General features: G+C 49.2%; 15 protein-coding genes and 1 tRNA gene. 6 read left to right on the top strand and 10 right to left on the bottom strand.

Annotated features, from left to right (window positions below; translation table 11 throughout):
* Positions 1–57 precede the first annotated feature (57 nt).
* The 5 genes from DZK30_RS19485 (at position 58) to DZK30_RS19465 (ending at position 8,847) form a co-directional block, all read left to right on the top strand.
* Positions 58–2,217 carry a S46 family peptidase gene (locus DZK30_RS19485; protein WP_118975854.1) on the top strand — a complete coding sequence of 720 codons (2,160 nt, stop codon included), beginning with the start codon at positions 58–60 and terminating at the stop codon, positions 2,215–2,217.
* A gap of 109 nt (positions 2,218–2,326) precedes the next feature.
* Complete coding sequence (gene kdsB, locus DZK30_RS19480) at positions 2,327–3,076, top strand: 3-deoxy-manno-octulosonate cytidylyltransferase (protein ID WP_118975853.1); 750 nt, start codon at positions 2,327–2,329, stop codon at positions 3,074–3,076.
* A 161-nt stretch (positions 3,077–3,237) separates the two neighbouring features.
* Positions 3,238–4,314, top strand: coding sequence for an iron-containing alcohol dehydrogenase family protein (locus DZK30_RS19475; RefSeq protein ID WP_118975852.1), 1,077 nt, complete (start codon positions 3,238–3,240; stop codon positions 4,312–4,314).
* 153 nt (positions 4,315–4,467) lie between these two features.
* Entirely contained in the window at positions 4,468–5,169 is a 702-nt protein-coding gene (locus DZK30_RS19470) for an outer membrane beta-barrel protein (RefSeq protein WP_118975851.1), read from the top strand.
* A 246-nt stretch (positions 5,170–5,415) separates the two neighbouring features.
* Entirely contained in the window at positions 5,416–8,847 is a 3,432-nt protein-coding gene (locus DZK30_RS19465; protein WP_118975850.1) for a T9SS type B sorting domain-containing protein, read from the top strand.
* An 11-nt stretch (positions 8,848–8,858) separates the two neighbouring features.
* On the opposite strand, the gene DZK30_RS19460 is transcribed toward DZK30_RS19465, so the two are convergent.
* From DZK30_RS19460 to dnaN, 5 genes are all read right to left on the bottom strand, one after another.
* Positions 8,859–9,314, bottom strand: a complete 456-nt coding sequence (locus DZK30_RS19460; protein WP_118975849.1) for a hypothetical protein — start codon at positions 9,312–9,314, stop codon at positions 8,859–8,861.
* 93 nt (positions 9,315–9,407) lie between these two features.
* Positions 9,408–9,893, bottom strand: a complete 486-nt coding sequence (locus DZK30_RS19455; RefSeq protein ID WP_162903258.1) for a hypothetical protein — start codon at positions 9,891–9,893, stop codon at positions 9,408–9,410.
* 121 nt (positions 9,894–10,014) lie between these two features.
* A complete protein-coding gene (locus tag DZK30_RS19450) occupies positions 10,015–11,079 on the bottom strand; it encodes a hypothetical protein (RefSeq protein ID WP_118975847.1) in 1,065 nt (354 codons plus the stop codon).
* 13 nt (positions 11,080–11,092) lie between these two features.
* Entirely contained in the window at positions 11,093–12,274 is a 1,182-nt protein-coding gene (locus DZK30_RS19445; protein ID WP_118975846.1) for a carbamoyl phosphate synthase preATP-grasp domain-containing protein, read from the bottom strand.
* 63 nt (positions 12,275–12,337) lie between these two features.
* Positions 12,338–13,480 (bottom strand): DNA polymerase III subunit beta, encoded by a 1,143-nt coding sequence (dnaN, locus tag DZK30_RS19440; protein WP_118975845.1) that lies wholly within the window; start codon positions 13,478–13,480, stop codon positions 12,338–12,340.
* 164 nt (positions 13,481–13,644) lie between these two features.
* Here dnaN and DZK30_RS19435 point away from each other — a divergent pair.
* A tRNA-Phe gene (locus tag DZK30_RS19435) sits at positions 13,645–13,717 on the top strand.
* Positions 13,718–13,971: 254 nt separating this feature from the next.
* Here DZK30_RS19435 and DZK30_RS19430 read toward each other — a convergent pair.
* The 5 genes from DZK30_RS19430 to DZK30_RS19410 form a co-directional block, all read right to left on the bottom strand.
* Positions 13,972–15,405 carry a T9SS type A sorting domain-containing protein gene (locus DZK30_RS19430; protein WP_118975844.1) on the bottom strand — a complete coding sequence of 478 codons (1,434 nt, stop codon included), beginning with the start codon at positions 15,403–15,405 and terminating at the stop codon, positions 13,972–13,974.
* A gap of 39 nt (positions 15,406–15,444) precedes the next feature.
* A complete protein-coding gene (locus DZK30_RS19425) occupies positions 15,445–16,083 on the bottom strand; it encodes a hypothetical protein (protein ID WP_118975843.1) in 639 nt (212 codons plus the stop codon).
* A gap of 95 nt (positions 16,084–16,178) precedes the next feature.
* Positions 16,179–16,931, bottom strand: a complete 753-nt coding sequence (locus DZK30_RS19420) for a LytR/AlgR family response regulator transcription factor (RefSeq protein ID WP_118975842.1) — start codon at positions 16,929–16,931, stop codon at positions 16,179–16,181.
* Positions 16,928–19,159: a sensor histidine kinase gene (locus DZK30_RS19415; protein ID WP_118975841.1), complete on the bottom strand. Its 2,232-nt coding sequence runs from the start codon at positions 19,157–19,159 to the stop codon at positions 16,928–16,930. Before DZK30_RS19415 ends, DZK30_RS19420 begins: the two co-directional genes overlap by 4 nt.
* Positions 19,160–19,541: 382 nt before the next feature.
* Positions 19,542–20,414, bottom strand: coding sequence for a retropepsin-like aspartic protease (locus DZK30_RS19410; RefSeq protein ID WP_162903256.1), 873 nt, complete (start codon positions 20,412–20,414; stop codon positions 19,542–19,544).
* Between the last annotated feature and the right edge of the window lie 119 nt (positions 20,415–20,533).

Raw genomic sequence — 20,533 nt, 5'->3', positions numbered from 1 at the left:
GTTATTTGGAGATTTTTGCAAACAATTATTAATTTTATTTCCAAAATATTAGGAATCATGATGAAACGAAAACACCAAAAGGTTGTTTTGATGTTGGCATTAGCAGGGTTGCCGGCAGCCACAGTCCTGGCCAAAGATGGCATGTGGCAGCCCGCACAATTGAAAAGACAGGAATCGGATATGCAGAAGTTGGGATTGAAGATACCGGTAGAGCGATTGTACAACGATAGCGGCACCGGACTCAACAATGCGGTCGTGCTTTTTGGCAAAGGCTGTACCGGTGAGCTGGTATCTGCCAACGGACTGCTTTTCACCAATCATCATTGCGCCTATGGTGCGGCTCAGGAGCTGAGTACAAGTGAACATAATTATCTCGTCAATGGTTTCTGGGCCATGAGCCGCGAAGCAGAGCTTCCCTGCAAGGGCCTTACCGTTGCCATTGTAAGGAAAATGGAGGATGTGACGGAATATGTGCTGAAAGGGCTTGCCGATACCATGCCGGAAAATATCCGTAATGCCCGGATCAAGAGCCGGATCGCGGAGCTGGAAAAGGCTTACCATAACCTTAACGGACTTAAAGCAGAGGTCAAATCCTTTTATAACGGAAATCAGTATCAGGCGGTGCTGAGCGAGGTTTTTACGGATGTGCGCCTGGTCGCTTTCCCGCCTAACGGCATCGGCAAGTTTGGCGCCGATACCGATAACTGGATGTGGCCCCGCCACACCGGCGACTTTGCCGTGTTCCGTGTCTATGCGGGAAAAGACAACAAGCCGGCGCCTTACAGCCCGGGTAATGTACCCTATAAGCCCAAGGCTTTTTTCCCTATCAATACCTCGGGCTACAAGGAAGGTGATTTTACGATGGTTTACGGATTCCCTTTCCTGACACAGGAATACTTGAGCTCTTATCAGCTGAACCAGATCCAGTATATTATCGATCCCATACGTATAGAAGCCCGGGAAAAGCGGTTGGGTGTGCTCGATGAGGCGATGCGCGGCAACCCGGATATCTTTCTCAAATATGCTGCCAAGCAATCCTTGCTCAGCAACGGGTATAAAAAATGGAAAGGCGAGGTGCTGGGACTGACCAATAACGACGTGCTGGGCAAAAAGCTTCGCTACGAACGACTGTTCGACGAGGCCGCAGCAGGCAATACCGATAATCCCGGCGATAAAATGCTGCTTCCCCTGATCCAGGTAACGGTGAGCGGCAGCGACAATGCGCTTATTGCATCGGAATACACCAAGGAAACCGTGCTGGGTGTAGAAGCGATACAGCAGGCTGCCAACCTGGCCAAGGTGCTGACCTTCTATCGTACTGCCCTTCCTGCCGATATCCTGAGTGATAGCCTTCTGGCGATCCGGAAAAAAATGGATGAGTTTTATAAGGATTACGATGCTGCCACCGACCATAAAGTATTCGATGCCCTGATGCCCCTGTACCTGATGCAGGGCGACCAGGTAGTAGCGCCGCGGATGAAGACATTGATGTACAATTCGGGCAATAACCCCGTATCCTGGGGTAAAAATATATTCAGCAACAGTATCGTTATCAGCCAGGACCGTATGAATGAGTTGCTCGACAGAGCCCAGCGCGGCGATACGGCCCTGATCAAGCAAGACCCCGCTTTCCAGGTCTACGATGCTGTGGCCAGCTTTCAGAAGGAAAAGATCGACCCGGTGATGCGCCAGTACAACGAGCGGATCGCGCCGCTCAATCGCCTGTACATGAAGCGCCAGATGGAATACCTGAACAGTGGCAGAGCCTTTTGGCCCGATGCCAACCAAACCTTAAGGCTTACTTACGGGAAGGTGGAGCGGGCCGATATTCCCGGCAGCAATATTTACCAGACTACCTTGGAAGACCTGATCCCCAGGCATAATGCGTCTGTGGCCGAATTTGATATTCCCCAGGGGCTGCGCAATCTCTACCAATCAAAAAATTATGGTAAGTGGACTGTGAATGGCACGGTTCCTGTCGACTTTATCGCCAGCAACCACACCAGCGGCGGCAACTCCGGCAGCCCGGTGCTGAATGCGAAAGGCGAGCTGATCGGCATCAATTTTGACCGCATATGGCAAGGTACCATGAGCGATCTGTACTACGATCCGGCTGTTTGTCGCAATGTAGCCGTGGATATGCGTTATGTGCTGTTCATCATCGAAAAGTACGGCAATGCCGGCTGGTTGCTGAAAGAAATGAAGCTTACCAAGTAACCGGCATTAATTCAATGTAAAGTTTTACGACCTTTGCGTCGGGACCGGGCCGCTTCCATGCGGCCCGGTTTGTTACCAGTACCCGGATATCCGTTTCAAAAGAAATCTCTTGAAGAAAATAGCTTTAATCCCCGCGCGCTACGCGGCTACCCGTTTCCCGGGAAAACTGATGCAAAAGCTGGGCGACCAGACCGTGATCCTATCTACTTACCGCTCTACCGTACAAACCGGCTTATTTGACGATGTAGCCGTGGTTTGTGATAGTGAGATCATTTATAACGAAATTACCGGCAACGGCGGCAAGGCGGTGATGAGCCGCCGGGAGCATGAGTGCGGCACCGACCGCATAGCCGAGGCGCTGGACGCCTTTCCCGATGCGGAGATCATCGTTAATGTGCAGGGCGATGAGCCCTTTACCAGCAAGGCGCCCATGGAAAAGCTGCTCCGGGTATTTGAAGGCGCCGATGGCGCGGCGGTGCAGGTGGCTTCGCTCATGCAGGTACTTAGCGATCCTGTCGCCATTGCCGATCCCAATTATGTAAAGGTGGCCGTCGATCTGCGGGACAATGCCCTGTTCTTTTCCCGTTCACCCATACCTTATCATCGCGATCAGCAGGCCAAACCGGTTTATTACGAGCATATCGGCATCTATGCTTTTCGCCGGCAAACTTTGATCGATTTTACACAGTTGCCGGTAAGTCCCCTCGAGGCGGCTGAGAAGATCGAGTGCCTGCGCTATCTGGAAAATGGCATCCGCATGAAAATGGTGGTCACAGAATATATGGGCGTTGAGATCGACACGCCGGAAGACCTGTTGAAGGCGGAGCAATATCTGGCGGGGAAGAGTGCTAAGTATTAAGTATCAAGAACCAAGAACCAAGTATCAAGTTAGGTATCGAGTACCAAGTATCAGGTACCAAGTATCAAGAACCAAGTATGATACGTAATACCTAATACGTAATACGTAATACCTAATACCTAATACTTACAATTTCTAACATCTAATATCTCACATCTAATATGTCTTTCAGAAATTTCAAAATGGTCGATTATGTGGTCTATGGCCGCGGTGCGCTCAACCAACTGGATGAAATACTGGCGCCCAGGCGCAAGGGCGATGCGCCCATGATCTTTTTTGTAGATGAGTTCTTTACCGGCAACCAAGCCTTCCTGAGCCGCCTGCCCCTGAGGGGAAAGGACAAGGTGGTAATTATCGATGTTACGCACGAACCCAAAACGACTTATGTTGATGCTCTGAAAGACGAGCTGAAAGCCGAATTCGGGACCGTGAGCGGTATTATCGGTATCGGCGGTGGTAGTGTAATGGATATGACTAAGGCTGTTGCCCTGATGATGACCAATCCCGGCTCATCGGCCGACTACCAGGGCTGGGACCTTGTGAAGCTGCCTGGTGTATATAAAGCCGGTATTCCCACTATATCGGGTACCGGTGCAGAGGTGAGCCGTACTACGGTGCTCACCGGCCCTGTGCGGAAGCTGGGCATGAATTCCGATTATACACCCTTCGACCAGATCGTGCTGGATCCCGACCTGCTGAAGACTGTGCCGGTGAACCAACGGTTCTATACGGCTATGGATTGCTTTATCCATTGCGTAGAGTCGCTGACCGGCACTTATCTCAATGCTTTCAGCAAGGCCTATGGCGAAAAGGCCCAGGACCTTTGCGAAGAGATCTTCCTGCACCGTTCCGACTGGGACGAGACTTCTGATGAAAAGCTGATGATGGCTTCTTATGCGGGGGGGATGAGCATCGCCTATTCACAGGTTGGGGTGGCGCATGCCGTAAGCTACGGTCTTTCTTACCTGCTGGGCACCAAGCATGGTATCGGTAACTGCATCGTGTTTGACAAGCTGGAAGAATTCTACCCCGAAGGCGTGGCTAAGTTCAGGAAGATGGTGGCGATGCACAACATCGACATCCCTCAGGGGATCACCAAAGGCCTTAGCGATGCCGATTTTGACAAGATGATCGACGTATCCTATGGCTTGCCGCCGCTATGGGAAAATGCCCTGGGCAAGAACTGGAAGGAGCAAATGCCCAAAGAAAGGTTGCGGGCATTGTACGAGCAGTTCTGATGACGCTCCGGCTTATGTTTATCCAGACCGGAAACTTGCTGCACTTGATTTTCCAATGGCCACTCGAATAGAGTGGCTTTTTTTTATTCCTGTTGAAATCTGCCTGATCAATAATAAATTTTTCAGGGCTGGCGTTTTAGAAAAAACATCTTCATGAAATACGTCCTTGTTCTTCTTTTGGCATGCCCCTTTGCCACTACGCTTCATGCCCAAAATGGCCTTTATCTTGCCCCGTCTATTGGTGCCGGCCTCAGCAACGCCAATAGATCTGTTCTTACGGGTAGCGGAGAAATGACTATGGGCAATGCAAAAGGTCCTGTCTTTAGTCAAACGGCTCAGTTAGGCATCGGTTATCAATATAAACACTGGCGTTTTCAAAGCGGTATCCAGTATTTCCAGGGTGGCTATAAAACCGATGACCCGATCTTCAGACCTGCGACCGATAATCCGGCAATGCCTGTGTCCCTGAAGGATGAATACCGTTTTGTTGTACACCAGGTTGGTATTCCGTTACAGGTAGGGTACGCTATAGCGTTGAGCCCAAGGCTTACCCTGGTGCCTTATGCCGGTATAACAACTGCTTTTGCCTTTGCCGGCAATGCAAGGCTCAGCAATGGCGCCGGAACAACGGGTGGCGGGCTTGAAGGTATAGCGGTCAATGATTACGGACGCTTTACCTTGTGGGGGCAGGCGGGCTTGCAGCTGGAGTATAAGCTCAACAACAGGATCTCCCTGACGGGCGGTCCATCGGTACAATACAGACTGGCCGGTACCGGCAACCGTGATGCCAAGAATTATTATAATCTCAATTTTAACCTCGGCGCCAAAATCAATCTGGGAAAAGCACGGAAGTGATCTTTTCAGGTCTTGTGGTAATGTATATTTATAACCAGCAACAGGCTGTTTCCTATGTTTGCGTTGTCAAATGTAGGAGACAGCCTCTTTTTATGTGCGGGAATACCGGGTTTAGCTATTTTGCTTTTTTGCCCCGAAATACAAGACATGGCCTGGAAATACCGGTCTTCATGGTTAATTAATGTGAAGTGAAAAAAAGATATAGGTGAAATAACGTTATATTCACATTTTACTTGATAATAACCTATGAAATCGGGAAATATCTACCATAACGCTAAGCGCTGGTCGGGGAAAATGAAGGAAAAGATTGCAGCAGCGGCTGTTGTTGTACTGTTGCTTTGCTTCACATTGCCGGCGCAGGCCAATCATATCTTCGGCGGTGAGCTGTTTTACACCTATGTCAGCGGCAACATCTATAAGGTGACCATGGTCCTGTATGGGGATTGCGCCAACGGCTCCGGGCCATTTGCCAATTTGCCCCTGAACACGCCCGAGGTAGAAGTCTACAATGGCACCAGCTTTATCCAGACGCTTACCCTCACCCTCCAGGCCGGCAGCAGTGTAGAGGTGTCTCCGGTATGTCCCGATGAAGCGGCAAATACGGCCTGTATCAATCCCTTCAACCCCTTGCCGGGCGTGAAGAAATTCATCTATGCGACCAATGTTACCCTTAGTGGCGCTTCGGCCGGCTGGCGGTTCGTAGCCAATGGCAACCTGGGCATGAGCAACCAGATGGGCCGCAGCTCCGGTATTACCAACGTGGTCAATGTGGGCGGCACGATCATATCGCTGGAAGCCACGCTCAACAATCTTCCCGGGCCCAATTCTTCGCCTACCTATACCACGATCCCTACGCCGTTCTTTTGTATCAACAAGCCGCAGGAATTCAACCAGGGCGCTGTAGACGGCAATGGCGACAGCCTGTCCTTTTCGCTGATCCCGGGCATGGACGCTATGAATGGGCTGCCGGTGAGCTATATCGCACCAACCTCTGCCACGGCGCCGCTGCTGTGCGCACCGGGCACCTTTGTTTTTAATAATACCAGCGGCCAGCTGAGCTTTAATGCCAACGCGGTGCAGAAAGCGCTGGTGGTGGGTAAAGTAACCGAATACAGGGGCGGGGTAGTCGTTGGTACCAGCGTGCGCGAAATGACCTTTGTGGTGCTGAACAACTGCAATAACAACCCACCCGACGGCAGCATTACCAATCCTGTGAACGGTACGCTGGTGAATGGAACGACCGTTAAAGCCTGCGCCAATACCGGTACATTGAGCTTCAATATCAATAGCTCCGATCCCGATGGCGACAACGTGACCCTTTCTGTACAGGGTGTCCCGGCAGGCGCAGTGACCAATATCACCAACAATGCAACGCCCACGCCCGGCTTTTCTTTTAGCTGGAACCTCAACGGTGTAGCGCCGGGTACCTACAACTTCTTTGTTACCTTCAACGATGACGGCTGTCCGCTCGTGAGCAAGCAGGTAGTCGCCTATACTATCCAGGTCATGCCGGTGCCGGGTATCCAGTTTGCCCTGGTGTCGCCGGCAACCTGCACCAAAAAGGCGGTATTTAATGTAACGCCCTTGGGCACTGATGCGCCTTATACGCTTAACGTAAAGCAGGGCACGGCTACCATACTTACGCGCAACAACATTACAAGTCTCATTACCGATAGCGTTGCGGCCGGCACCTATACTTTCCGGGTTACCGGCGTCGGCGGCTGCTTCCGCGATACCTCGATCACTTTTGCGCAAGTATCAAGCATCTTCCCGCAGGTGAGCTGGACCCAGCCCTTTTGTCCCGGTGGCAATACGGGTACCATTACGGTAACGGCTACCGGCAGCAATCCGCCGTTCATGTATGCGGTCAACGCATTGCCTTATGGCACAGCTACTACGCTGAGTGGCTTTGCTGCCGGCAGTCATGTGGTGCACGTGCGCGATGCGGCAGGCTGTATCAAGGATACGTCCATTACCATTACCAACCCTCCAGGAATGAGCCTGAGCCTGAATATTAAGAAGCCGGTATGCAGTCCTGTCAGTAACGGGCAAATCACCGTATCGGCTACCAATGGTACGGCGCCTTATCAGTATGCGATCAACACAGGCGCTTACTCGGCTACCAATACCTTCGGCAGTCTCGCGACAGGCACGCATGTACTGCATATTAAAGACCTGAACAATTGTATCAAGGACACCAGCATCACGCTTACCGATTCTATGCATATGGCTTTGTCGTTGACGCTTACGCCGCCGCTTTGCTTCGGCAATACCAACGGCACCATCGTGCTCAACCCTTCCGGAACTACGGCGCCTTATAGCTTTGCCCTGGGTACGGCGCCCTTTGCGGCATCCAATACGTATGCATCCCTTGGCGCCGGTACCTATGTATTTCATATCCGGGATCAGAACGGCTGTCTGAAGGATACGACGGTTGTGCTAAGCCAGCCTTTGCCGCTTACCTTCGACCTGGCATTGAATCATGTGCCCTGCTTTGGTACCAACGGAGGATCGGTTATGGTAACGGCTGCAGGCGGTACACCGGCCTACCAGTACGCCGCCGATGCCAGTGCTTTCCAGCCCGGCGCCCTGGTGGCCAACCTTACGGCAGGTAGCCATGCGATCCATCTGAAAGATAATAACGGGTGTCTTAAAGATACTACCGTGGTGCTGACACAACCGGCTTCGGCGCTGGGCTTTGCTGCGGTGAGCCTGACCGATCCTACCTGCGAAGGCTTTACCGATGGCGCTGTGAGTTTCGGGGCCACCGGCGGTACGGCGCCTTACCGCTTTGCCCTCAATGGCAATCCTTTTACCACTTCAGGCAGCTTCAACGGGCTGGCTGAAGGCAGCTATGTGCTCCACCTGAAAGATAACAACGGCTGTACAGAGGATACGGTGATCAATCTGAAGGGCTTTCCGCATATACTGATCGATGAAGTAAGCTTTATCCAGCCCTCCTGTTTTGGAAAAACGGATGGCAGCCTTACCGTATCGGCCAGTGGCGGCCGGCCTCCTTTCTCCTATCAGCTGGGGGGAGATGCAACCTGGCAAACAGCGACGAACTTCAGCAATAAGGGCGCCGGCGAATATGTGATCAAGGTCAAGGATGGCAACCAGTGTATCAAAGACACAACCGTAACGCTTGAGCAGCCCGGTAAGCTGGTTGCCGACACTTCTTTCATCGGCAACGATTGTAATGGCGTCGACGACGGCGGGGTGATCGAAGTAACGGTTGGCGGTGGCACGCCGCCTTACCAGTATGCCTGGCTGCACGACGCAGCGCTGCATGAGGCTAAGATCACAGGGCTGGTCAACGGCCGCTATCATGTGCAGGTTACGGATGCGCATGGCTGCACCGACTCGGCTACCATCAATATCCTGTACAACAACTGCTGCACGCCCTATATTCCCAATGCCTTTACACCCAACGGCGATGGACGCAACGACCAGTATAAGGTGGAGTATAAAGGAGACATGGACCTAAAGGAAATGTACATCTATAACCGCTACGGACAACGCGTATTCTCCAGCTCCTATGTGGGTAAGACCTGGGACGGCACCTTCAATGGCCAACCTCTGGACAACGGTACTTATTACTACTACATCCGTATTCTCTGCGGCAATGTACGCAAGAAGGAACTGTTATTTAAGGGCGATCTGACGCTGATCCGTTAAGGGTTGGGGTTTCAGCTCCCGGTGCTGAGAATGGCATAGCGATTGCCGTTGAGCACCACTTCAGTGCCTGCTGCCGTCCCGGTCAGCTTGCTGCCCAGCGGAGACTGCGGCGATAGCGCGTACACGGTATGCCCTGCTACTTCCAGCTTGCCCAGCGCTATGCTCAGGAAGAAATAACCTTTAGAAGTGTGGACAAGGCTGCCTGGTCCTGCTGTACCGGGCGCAGGCTGCTCTCTTAATTGTTCCAGCGCAGTCCTCTGTTCCAGCAGGGTATTCAGCTGGCGCCCGGTATTTTCTTGTTCTATATGGATCATGGCGCGCCCGGTCTCATATTTATCGCCGGCAGTGCTTTTTGTTTCCTGTTTCAGGCCTTCGCGGAGATCGTCCAGGTGCTGCTGTATGGCGGCTATCTTTTGTTCAAGCAGGTGCTGAACATGCTCGTATACTTCTTGTCTGAATGAGGTCATAAGAAAAGCAGGCGGGAGCGCCCGCAGTGTATTCAATAAGGCGTAAAGGTGGGAAAAAACAGCCTGCCACGGTTTGGGAAGACAGGCCTGACGTTATTTTTTTACAGTCGTGGTGTCGTTCGTTTGTACCAGTCCCTGTATACTGAAGGTATAACTATAGAACCCGCCGATCATCACTGTTTCAATAAAGGGGCCAAGACGATCTGATGTTGCTAGTATAACGCCGATACCGCCGTCGCTTTGCGCTACCACATCGACTATCCTGCTGTCTTTTCCCGTAGTAGAAAAGGGGAGCGATTGCCCGGCATCCCTGGGGATGTTGATCAGGGACGACATGCCCTTGCCGTAAAAGCGGACCCGGACCACCCATTCCGGCGAAAGGGAGTTTACCTTGAACATAACGTTTGGCCTGGAATCCAGGATACAAACGTAATCCCGGCTCAGGATATCGCCCCAATTGACCTTAGGGGCCAGCTTACCGGATTTGTTGTTCTTTCCAGCGTCCTTCTTTTCTGCATTCTTCTGGGCATAGGTAAAGAAGGGAAGACTGAGCAAGACAATCAACAATAAGCGTCTCATGACAGATGTGATTAGTACACTAAGTTACGAAAGATATTGCGTTGAAAATGTTATTTAGGTGTTTGCAGGATAGACATAGAAATAAGCTATGGTAGCCATGAATTTCTATTTTCTTTCATTTTTAAAAAGCCTGCAGGATAGTCTTCAGATCAGCTGGCTGGTAGGGCTGTATGGCTGTGCTGTCCAGGTGAAAAAAGGCTACCCGGTAGCTGCTGTCACGGATACGGCTACCGATATAGCCGGCCATTTCCTCCAGGTCATCGCGGGAAGGCTGTTCAAAGCGGATCTCCTGGCCTGCGACCAGCCGGTAGCCGCCCCATGTTCCTGTTTTTTCCAATCGGTACAGGTTACCGCCTACGGATCTAAGATCGTCATGCCCGAATTGTTCCCGCGACAGGTTGTACAGGATACCTTTAAATTGTTCCCGTTCAAAGAGTACGGCCCAGTGATAGGTCGGCAGGGCCACATCAAGAGGCAAGGGGTATAGTGCGAGCCGCTTGAGGTACTGGCGGGCTTCTCCGGGATCCAGTATCGAATTGTGCTTGCCGTAGCGGGTCAGGTTGCCCATATTATAGACCATAAGTAGGCCCTTGTCTACAGGTGGCAGGCCGCTGGCCGACACATATTTGACCTGGTGGAGCCGTATGGTACAGGAGAGCAGTTTGTCTTTGAAAAATGGCCGTCGCCTCAGTTGCTGCAATAGCGAAAAATAGAGGTTGGCGCTGCTTCGGGTCCAGTCGCAATCCAACTGGAGCTCGGTGGGTACGATACCGTAACGACGGCAAAGTTGCCCGGCAAGGGTATCGACGCGGGCGGTCAGCAAGGGCAAATCTTCTTCCTTCAGGCGCGTGAGACAAGATTGGGTAACATAGATCACCGGGATGTACTGCAGGCTGGTATCCTTAATACTGTCCGACTGCAGCACACCCAGGGGGGCGGCCTGCTGCTGCCTTTCGTCCCAGCTTACATCAAACAGCCGCAGGTACAGCGTGTGTGCGCCTATGCCTTGCATCAGCTGCCGCTCGTAGGCGCCGGTACGGAAATTCGTTTTCCAGAAATAAAAGGCCGGCCTGATATGCCTGTTTTTAGGAGTGGTGCAACCGGTGACAAGCAGGAGTAGCAAAAAGCCCGGAATAAGGACTATCCGGGCTTTTTGCAGGAAATAATATGATCGTTCTCCGTTCATGGAAAAGGGATAGCTATTTGCTCAGGTGCATGCTTCGCTCTTTGTACAAAGTACGGAACCAGGGATCGCGCAGGTCTTTGATGAAGCGAATGGCCTCGCCTGTGCTCTTCATCTCGGGGCCCAGCTCCTTATTCACATTGGGGAATTTATTGAAACTGAACACCGGTTCTTTAACCGCATAGCCTTCCAGCTTTTTGTCGATGGTAAAGTCCTTCAGCTTCCTGTCGCCCAGCATAACCTTGGTAGCGATATTGAGATAAGGCACGCCGTATGCTTTGGCAATGAACGGTGTGGTACGGCTGGCCCGTGGATTGGCCTCAATTACGAACACTTTGCCGTCCTTGATGGCGTACTGGATATTGATGAGCCCGCGGATATTGAGCTTCAGGGCAATCTTTTTTGCAATATCTACCATTTCTTCCACTTCAAGCTTACCCAGGTTGAATACCGGCAGCACCGAATGGCTGTCGCCGCTGTGGATACCGGCCGGTTCGATATGCTCCATGATGCCCATGATATGCACCTCTTCACCATCGCAGATAGCATCAATCTCGGCTTCCTGGCAACGATCGAGGAAATGGTCGATCAGTATCTTGTTGCCGGGCAAGTGCTTGAGCAGGCTCAGCACGCTTTTTTCAAGCTCGTCGTCATTGATCACGATGCGCATACGCTGGCCACCCAATACGTAGGAGGGGCGAACCAGCACGGGATAGCCCACTTCGTTGGCCACTTCAATGGCATCGTCGGTAGAGTAGGCGGTGCCGTATTTAGGATAAGGAATGCTGAGTTCTTTCAGCAGATCGCTGAAGCGGCCGCGGTCTTCTGCGATATCCATATCGTCAAAGGAAGTGCCGATGATCCTGATGCCTTTTTCGTGGAGGCGTTTGGCCAGCTTCAGGGCTGTTTGGCCACCCAGTTGCACCACCACACCTTCGGGCTGCTCGTGCTCAATGATCTCCCAGAGGTGTTCCCAGTATACCGGTTCAAAGTAGAGCTTATCGGCGATGTCGAAGTCGGTCGAGACCGTTTCGGGGTTGCAGTTGATCATGATCGCCTCGTAGCCGAGCTCTTTAATGGCGATAAGGCCGTGGGTGCAGCAATAGTCAAATTCGATACCCTGGCCTATGCGGTTAGGGCCGCTTCCCAGTACAATGATTTTTTTCTTTTGAGAAGGAATGGATTCGTTATGTAACATTTCGATTTAAGAATTCAATGTCATGCGCAGGCGCCACCCCGCAAAATATACCGGCGCTACGATTTATACACCCACCATCAGGGGCATCAGCAGCATCAGCAGGTCCTCGTTCTCCGTCTTTTCTACCGGGCGGAAGATGCCGGCGCGAGATGGCATGCTCAGTTCCAGCCTGATCTCTTCGCCTTCCATATTGTTCAGCATTTCGATCAGCAGCTTGGCGTTGAAAGCGATCTTCATATCGTCGCCGGTGTACTGGCAGCTCAACTGTTCTTTACCCTCGTAAGAGAAGTCGATGTCCTGGGCGCTGATGCTGACCGTATTGCCTACGATATCGAAAACCACCTGGCTGGTGCTTTTGTTGGCGAAGATGCTTACACGGCGCAGCGAGCTGATGAGATCGGTGCGGTTGATGGTGAGGTTGAACGGATTGTCGGCCGGGATCACCGCCTTATAGGGCGGGAATTTACCCTCGATCAGGCGGCAGCTCAGGCGTATCTTATTGTTCTGGATAAAGAGGTGGCTACTGTTGTAAGACACTTCCAGCGGGCTGTCATCCGAAGGAATAATGTTCTTCAGCTGCTGCAGCGGTTTGCGCGGAACGATGATGCCGCCTTCTTCGGGACAACTGATATCGTTGCGTGTCAGCTTTACGAGGCGGTGTGCATCGGTAGCTACAAAGGTAATGCCATCCTGTGCCAGCTCGAAGTACACACCGGTCATGGCCGGGCGCAGCGTGTCGGTGCTGGTAGCGAAGAGGCTCTTGTTGATGGCCTCGCCCAGGCGCAGGGAGGGTAGGGTAAAGGAGGTCGCATCGTTGGGTTGCGGCTCCTTGGGGTATTCGTCGGCTTTTTCGCCGCCGATCTTGTATTTGCCGGTATTGCTGGAAATCTCGATCGAGCTATCGTCTTTGTTGATGGTAAAATGTACCGGCTGCTCGGGCAGGTTTTTCAGGTACTCGAGCAGGATCTTGGAAGGGATACAGATGCGACCGGTCCGGTTGCTGTCGTCGGTATCGGTGAGCTCGCGCTGGATCTCCATCTGCACTTTGATCATTGTTTCCATGTCGCCGCCGGTAAGCGTCAGCATATTACCATCCAGTTCAAACAGGAAATCTTCCAGGATGGGTAGCACTACATTGGCGCTGATGATACCGCCCACAAGCTGCAAATTTTTCAGCAGAGAAGTTGAGGAAACAATAAAGTGCATAGACAGATCTATAGTTGATTAAGGAATTTGAAATTTTGCGGCACAAAGATAGCCTTTTTGACGGTACATTAATGTAGATTTTACACCGGGCTGTTTTCGGAAAGCGGAAAAAAAATTTGGCGGAACGGAATTAAACCTTACCTTTGCACTCCTTTCAACAACGAGGTGCGGTAGCTCAGTCGGTAGAGCAATGGACTGAAAATCCATGTGTCGCCGGTTCGATCCCGGCCCACACCACAAGAAAGACAAGCCTTTCAGCGTTTTAGCTGAAAGGCTTTTTTCATTTGGGTCGACTTGGGTTTGATAAATTATATTTATCCCGGATCAAGCGGAAAATCGATCAAGCGGTATTCCGGGGGACTGGTAAAATGCGTTAAGCGGGACCGGTATCGGGTTCCGGGATACCACTATTCATAAAGCGGTCGCAGGCTATCCTGACCGGTGGCTGAACTGAAGGCACCTGATTATGTTGTCAAAAGGTAATGGCCCGGTTATCTGGTTACCGTAAATACCTTGTTTGCTGTCTGGTTTCCGCTGCTTAGCTTTATCATATAGTTGCCGGCTGCAAGGTGCTGTACCGGCAGGGTACGGTTGTAGGCGGCAGTGACGGATTTGTCGGTCCAGCGCTGGATAATGTGACCATACATATCGCAAATGGCAACTTCTACTGGTTTGGCAACTTCCCATTGAACGCTAATATGAAGTACATCGCTTGCGGGCACAGGATAGAGTACACAGTTTACAGTATTGGCGACCGGTGCAATGCCCGTAGTGCTATAGGTTTCGTAATAGAAACGGGACCGGCCCGATGAGCTGGTATTATATTGCCAGGTAGCTGTAGCTGCATCCCATCCTTTTGTTTCCATAAAAACAACATCGTTACCTGCTGTATAGGTATAAAGCGTCTGGTATCTATTTTCCATAAGAAGTGTACTGGTGTTTAGCTGCTGGTTCACATTAGCTATTTTGTTGTGATTGGCATCCCAGGTACTCAGGTCTCTTGATTTACTTATCCAGGTACTAAACCCGGCATCCCAGTCTTCGCCCGTCACGTTGTCCAGGTCATCACCCGGGGTATAGATGTAGAGATAGCGCCGGTCATTGGTCCAGCTTCCGGCAATCCATTTCTGACGGTCGTCTATACTTATTTTATGGGTAACTGTATAAGTATAAATGTCCTTCTCATAGTTATCCCATATGCCGGCGCCGGTATTCCATAATTGTAATATGGAGAAGTCAAGATTAGTACCGGTATAGCTATATATCCAGTGTAAAGAGTTGACCCAGGTATTGCTGCCTGTATTCCATGTTTGACTTAGAAAATCATCACGAAGGTTATTGCTGTTGTAGGTATAAATAGAATTTGACAGCAGATTCCAGACGCCGCCGCTCGTATTCCAAACAGACCTTATTTCCGAAGTCATATTACCGTTAATATCATAAGTGTATACGCTTTTTGCGACATTATCCCAATTGCCGGATGTTGTATTCCACAATTGATTGACATATGTTGCCAAGCGATTTTCCGTCGTGTACGTGAAGGATCTTTTGCTGTAATTTTCCCATGTGCCTGCTGCCGTATTCCAATTCTGATGTACTTCGGTAAGTATATTATCGTTGGCATCAAAAGTATGGAGATACTTATTGCGGTTATTCCATATGCCGGCACTTGCATCGTAAAGGAAATCTGTTTTAATATCAAAACTAATCTTAGGAACTGGCAACGCCGGAATTCCGGCAAAAACATCAATTTTGCCACCTCGTGTACCTGTATAGGATAGGCTGGAGCTATCCAGATACTCGAATCCAAGACTGCGATATGTATCGGACGCCCGGGCAATCAGGCGTGTCATTGTTGTTTGTGCATATGCCTGTTGGGCGATAAGCAAAGCGAATAAGGCAAGTATAGATAATGTCTTTTTCATGGTTTTATATTTAGGGGTTAAAACGGATAATACAACAGCCTATTCATTTTTCTTTCTACCCAGCACTGTCACCTTCAGGTTGTCAAAACGGCCCTCGGTAAATTGAAGCGTCTTGTCTTTTGCTTCGTTTACATAATAAGATACAACGGGCAACGTTCCGCTAAAGGTGCCGGATACCAGCCACTCTTCGCCAACAGGCCCATCGGGAAGCTGTTCCATTTTGGTCAATTCGAGGCTAAAGGTTCCTTCTTTGCTGCTATACACAACGATCTTACCCCCGTGTGCATCCAGGTAACGGGTATAGCTTGCTCTTGCATTCTTTACCACACCTGCAGCTTTGGTAAATGCAGGGCAGGTAAAGCTGAGCATACCTCTTTTAGTATCCTTTACATTATCGCCGAAAAGCGTTAGCGAAAACTGATCGTTCATAGCATTGATGCGCCCGCCGGCTACATCATCTTTTTCAATAGCCGTCAGGGCTGCGACCCCGTTAATTTTAAAAGATACATTTCCGGGATCAGCTGAAGAGGCAACCGTTTCCTGTGGTACGCCGGCGGGACTGGTTGTCGTTTCTGCAGTGACGTTGGTCGATGACCCGGTATTACAGCCAACCAGCATTACGACAACGAAGAACAGCGTTTTGGAAGACAGTAATAGGGGAAGTGTCCATTTGTTCATAGCCATTATTTCCCACAAACATAAACAGCTGTTCCGTACCGGGAATGGGCTATTGACTGTACTGCATCAATGATTGAGTATCGGTAGTCTGCTATTTAGTAGATGGGTCCGAAGAGCCGGGTAAGTTCGTCTTTTCGCTGGCGGCTTACGGGGAGTTGGGTGCCGTCTTTCATAAAAATGATGCCGCCATCATTTTTGCTGTACTTGGCAATGCATGCGATATTGACCAGGTGCGACTGGTGTATGCGGATAAAGCCATAATCTGCCAGCAACTCTTCTACACCTTTGAGTGTTTTTGCCATAAGCAGTTTATGTTTGTCGGTAAAGAAAATGATGCAATAGTTGCCGGATGCCTCTGCCCTGGTAATTTCGTGTGGACTGACAAATATAATACCGTCGGCTGTAGACAGGGAAACCCGCTCTATGGGTGGTTTTGCCGGTTTGTATTCCAGCAGCAATTGTTGCAATTGATCCTTCAGTTGTTGGTGCAGTTGTTTTTTTTCATGGCGCGCTATAGACCTCATAAGGTCATCGGAGTCTATAGGTTTTAATAAGTAATCCAGCGCCGCCGCGCGGAATGCCTGCAAGGCAAATTCATTGTAGGCTGTAATGAATATAATATCGAATACAGGATCGGGAAATGCCCGGATCACGTCAAACCCGTTCTTGTGGGGCATTTCGATATCCAGGAAAATAAGCTGCGGCTGATGAGCCTTTATTGCAGCGATACCTTCATCTGCCGAATAGCAGAGTGCTGCAACCGTTACACCGGGACAATATTGTTTCAACTGCCATGCCAGTAGTTCCAGGGCATGTGGTTCATCATCTATCAGAATGGCTTTGATCATATATTTTCTGTTGAAGTCCTGTTTGCCATAAAAGGTATCGTAATCAATACACGCGTTGTTACATCCGAAGGTTCTTTAGGGTCCATATCTGTTATGGTTACGGTTGCGGTAATGTCATACAGTTCTTTGATAAGCTCCAGCCGGTCCTTGGTGATTTGCAAACCTTTGGGTCTGTTTTTCGCAACGTCCTTGTTTTTCAGCCTGGCCGACATTTCCCTGCCAACACCATTATCGGCGACTATTATTTCCAGCAAATGGTTATCCGTTTTCCGGAAGGTAATTTGCAGCAGGCAATCATCATTTTTCTTATGTAGTAAGCCGTGCCAGATCGCATTTTCCACATAAGGTTGTATCAACATAGACGGTATTTGTATCATTTCCGGCACCAATCCGTCATCTATCATGATGGTATAACTGAATTTATTCTGGAAACGCATGGCCTCCATCTGGATGTACAGGTCTAGCGCCTCCATTTCCTTTTGTAAAGAGATAATACCCGAGGCTGAATTATCGAGGATCAAGCGGATCAGCTTGGCAAATTTCGTCAAATAGCGGGAGGCGGCAATATGATCGCTAACGACGATATAACGGTTAATGGAGTTGAGGCAATTGAAAATGAAATGGGGATTCATCTGTGCCCTGAGCGCTTTCATCTCTACCTCGGCTATCTTTTTTTCATAAACCGCTTTCAGCTTTGCCTTTTCTCTTATCCTACGTACTTGCAGATAGTATATCAGGCTCAGGATAAAAGTAGCAGCAATCAGCAGGAATAGTTTAAAATAAAGGGTTTGCCACCATTTTGCCGCTATCGACAGAGGCAGTGTACATGTTTCTATAGTAGTAGCCAAAGGACTCCTGGCGATTTTTATTTCGAGGGTATAGTTGCCATGCGACAGGTTATTGTATTGAATGTGGGTATCATAGGTATAGTGCCACTGTTCTTCGAATCCTTTTAACCTGTAGGCAAACAATACACTGTCAAGCCGGGTGGCGTCTTTGCAGGAAAACCGGAAGTGTACATTACCTTCTTCATTCTTCAAAGAAAGCCGGCCGACGGGCAAACTCCGTTCGGCGTCGTTTACCCACAATTTATTGAGACGCAAGTCCAATGACTGCTTTACCGGTTCAAAGGCCCCGGCCTGGGCACTCAAGCTGTCGCCGGTGCACAATGCAGGCACATAAAACCGGTAAAGCTGGTTGATGTTAATGGCCCAGATATAATTGCCCGACCGGATCATATTGTTGTATTCACGGGTCACGAAGGGTGATTCAATATCTTTTAAAAACCGGAACGTTTTGGTGTTGCTGTTAAAGATGCCAAACCCCGCCTCTGCGAAATTGTCTCTTTTTAGGAAGAAAAAAGTGGTGTCCGTCAGCGAAAGGACATCTATCATCACACTATAGGCGTCCCGTTCTGGCAGGTAATAATGAAATGTTTTAGTGATGCTATTAAAAATGTCAATTCCGCCACCCCAACAGCTCAATATAAGCTCAGTACTGTCTTTACCTTTTTGAATCCCGTGTAAAGCACATATGTTACGGTACCGGGGCATTTGGGCCTTAAATATTTTTATTTCCCCTTCCCTTGTCAATAGTAAAATGCCATGATTGGTAGTGAAGTACAGGTCGCCATTTGCCATTTCCAAGCCCTTGTTTAACCATTTCGCAGACATATAATCTGAGTATTGCGCAGTATCCTTTACAGGATAGAATATAGCTTTCCGCGACAGTTCCTCAATACAGAGTAAGCCATATCCGTTTAGGGAAAACCATATCCTTCCCTTGCTATCTTCCAACAGGATTCTAGCAGTAATTTGCCTTATATTGATCTGCCTGAGTACCTCGTCAGGTAGCTTGAAAGGCGTAAATTGTCCGCTAATGGGATTGAAGGTATAGAGCCCGTTGTTGGCAATAAAAGCCCAATAAGTGCCTTGCTTATCCTGATAGACAAAAGGGACAAGCGAATGGTCTTTATACGGGTTCAGGTGATCTGGTAAACGATAAGAAGTGTAATTGTAACCGTCAAACGAAATGAGCTTGTCGTCGCTGCCCCACCAAAGCACTCCTTCCAGGTCTGCATTGAGTTCGCCGGGATGCAGATGCATGCTTACGTATTCGGTAACCGTGAATATCTGTATTGCTTTGGATGACTGGGCAACAACAATAGGAGCCGCTACGCAAAGTAATAGCACCAGGATGCACTTGGTTATCTTTTTAAGAAGTATCATCAAATACGCACCGTTTACGGAAGATACGAAATTACTGGTTCCCTGTATGCCGCAAGGTATGATTGAGTAATCTATAAGTTCTGTTTATTATTCGGAGCGGTCTTGGGCTTTATCCTGGTTAAGTCCCGGATATGGGCGGCGGACCAGTGGTTTATTCATTCTGGCTACGTAACACTAATAGCTACCTTTCTCAAGATACAAATCAGAAGCTATGGTAGGGTGTCAAGCCTATATTTCAACAATCAATAAGCTCATTGATTTTGAGTAAATAATTGACAAAAGTTCGACGATTTCCCGCTCACCTCCAAGAAAGACAAGCCTTTCAGCGTTTTTGCTGAAAGGCTTGTCTTTCTACGTATAGGGCACGTGCGGCTTCACCAATTTATTCTTTAATGAATATTTTCCTTTTAGCGATATCAATAGTAAGCACCTTTCCCAACCAATCGATACCGGTTTTGCCTTCGTATATCAATCCGTCTACAAAGGCGACATCCAGGCCTTCAATTTGATGCAGGCCATTGGGTGCATTCAGCTTTGCCAACTTGCCCATGTAATAGTTGTTTTGCTTTTTAAAGTCGCTGGTAATGGGAACGATTTTGAAGTCTGCCTTATTCAGGTGAAGCGGCTCCATTAGTTTGGAACTAAACCAAAACGATTTTTTACCAGAGCCGCTATCCAATAAGGTTTGAATGTTCAAGGTATCATTCAATTGAACATAGGTGAAGATATCAATAGCACGGCCGGCATAATCGCCAATCTGTATATCAATACTTTTTTCGTTTTTGGTAGGCTTATCAAAGAGGATTTTCTGATTTTGATAATCAATAGTAACAGGCGTGCTTCTGAAGGGCTGCAACGAAATGAGCCCATCTATATCGCCGAATTCCAGGTCAATGATGGCGTATTGCTGATGGTCGAATTTTTTGTTATTGACTTCGAGGCTGTTGGCGTCATATAAATCAACACTTAATTCCTCTCCGGTTGCTCTATGCGCTACAAAAAAATTGTTGGTTTTCTTATTTTCTATTTTATGGGAAAACTTTGTAAACACCGCATTGACACCCGCTCCTGTATCAAAAATAAACTTCCCTTCTACGCCGTTTATTTTGGCCTTGATGATAATATGCCCGTTTTCATTGAGCTCAAAAGGAATTTGCGCATTCATTTTTGATGCGAATAATAAAAGTATCAACAGGCCTGCAGCGGCAAAAAATCTCTTTGTCATTATCGTTTCTTGTAAGCATTGGTAGCGCACAAAAATACAGATATTATAAGGAACGAGGTTGGGAGCAGTGGTTGCACTTTGAAGGATTATCTTATTTGTTATCCAATGTCATTTAGTTAAGCACTTATGGAAAAGTCATGTCTTTAACC

Source organism: Taibaiella koreensis (assembly GCF_003545715.1).
In the GTDB taxonomy this organism is placed as follows: Bacteria; Bacteroidota; Bacteroidia; order Chitinophagales; family Chitinophagaceae; genus Taibaiella; species Taibaiella koreensis.
The sequence above is the reverse complement of the archived record's forward strand: the minus strand, read 5'-3'. Positions and strand labels throughout refer to the sequence as shown.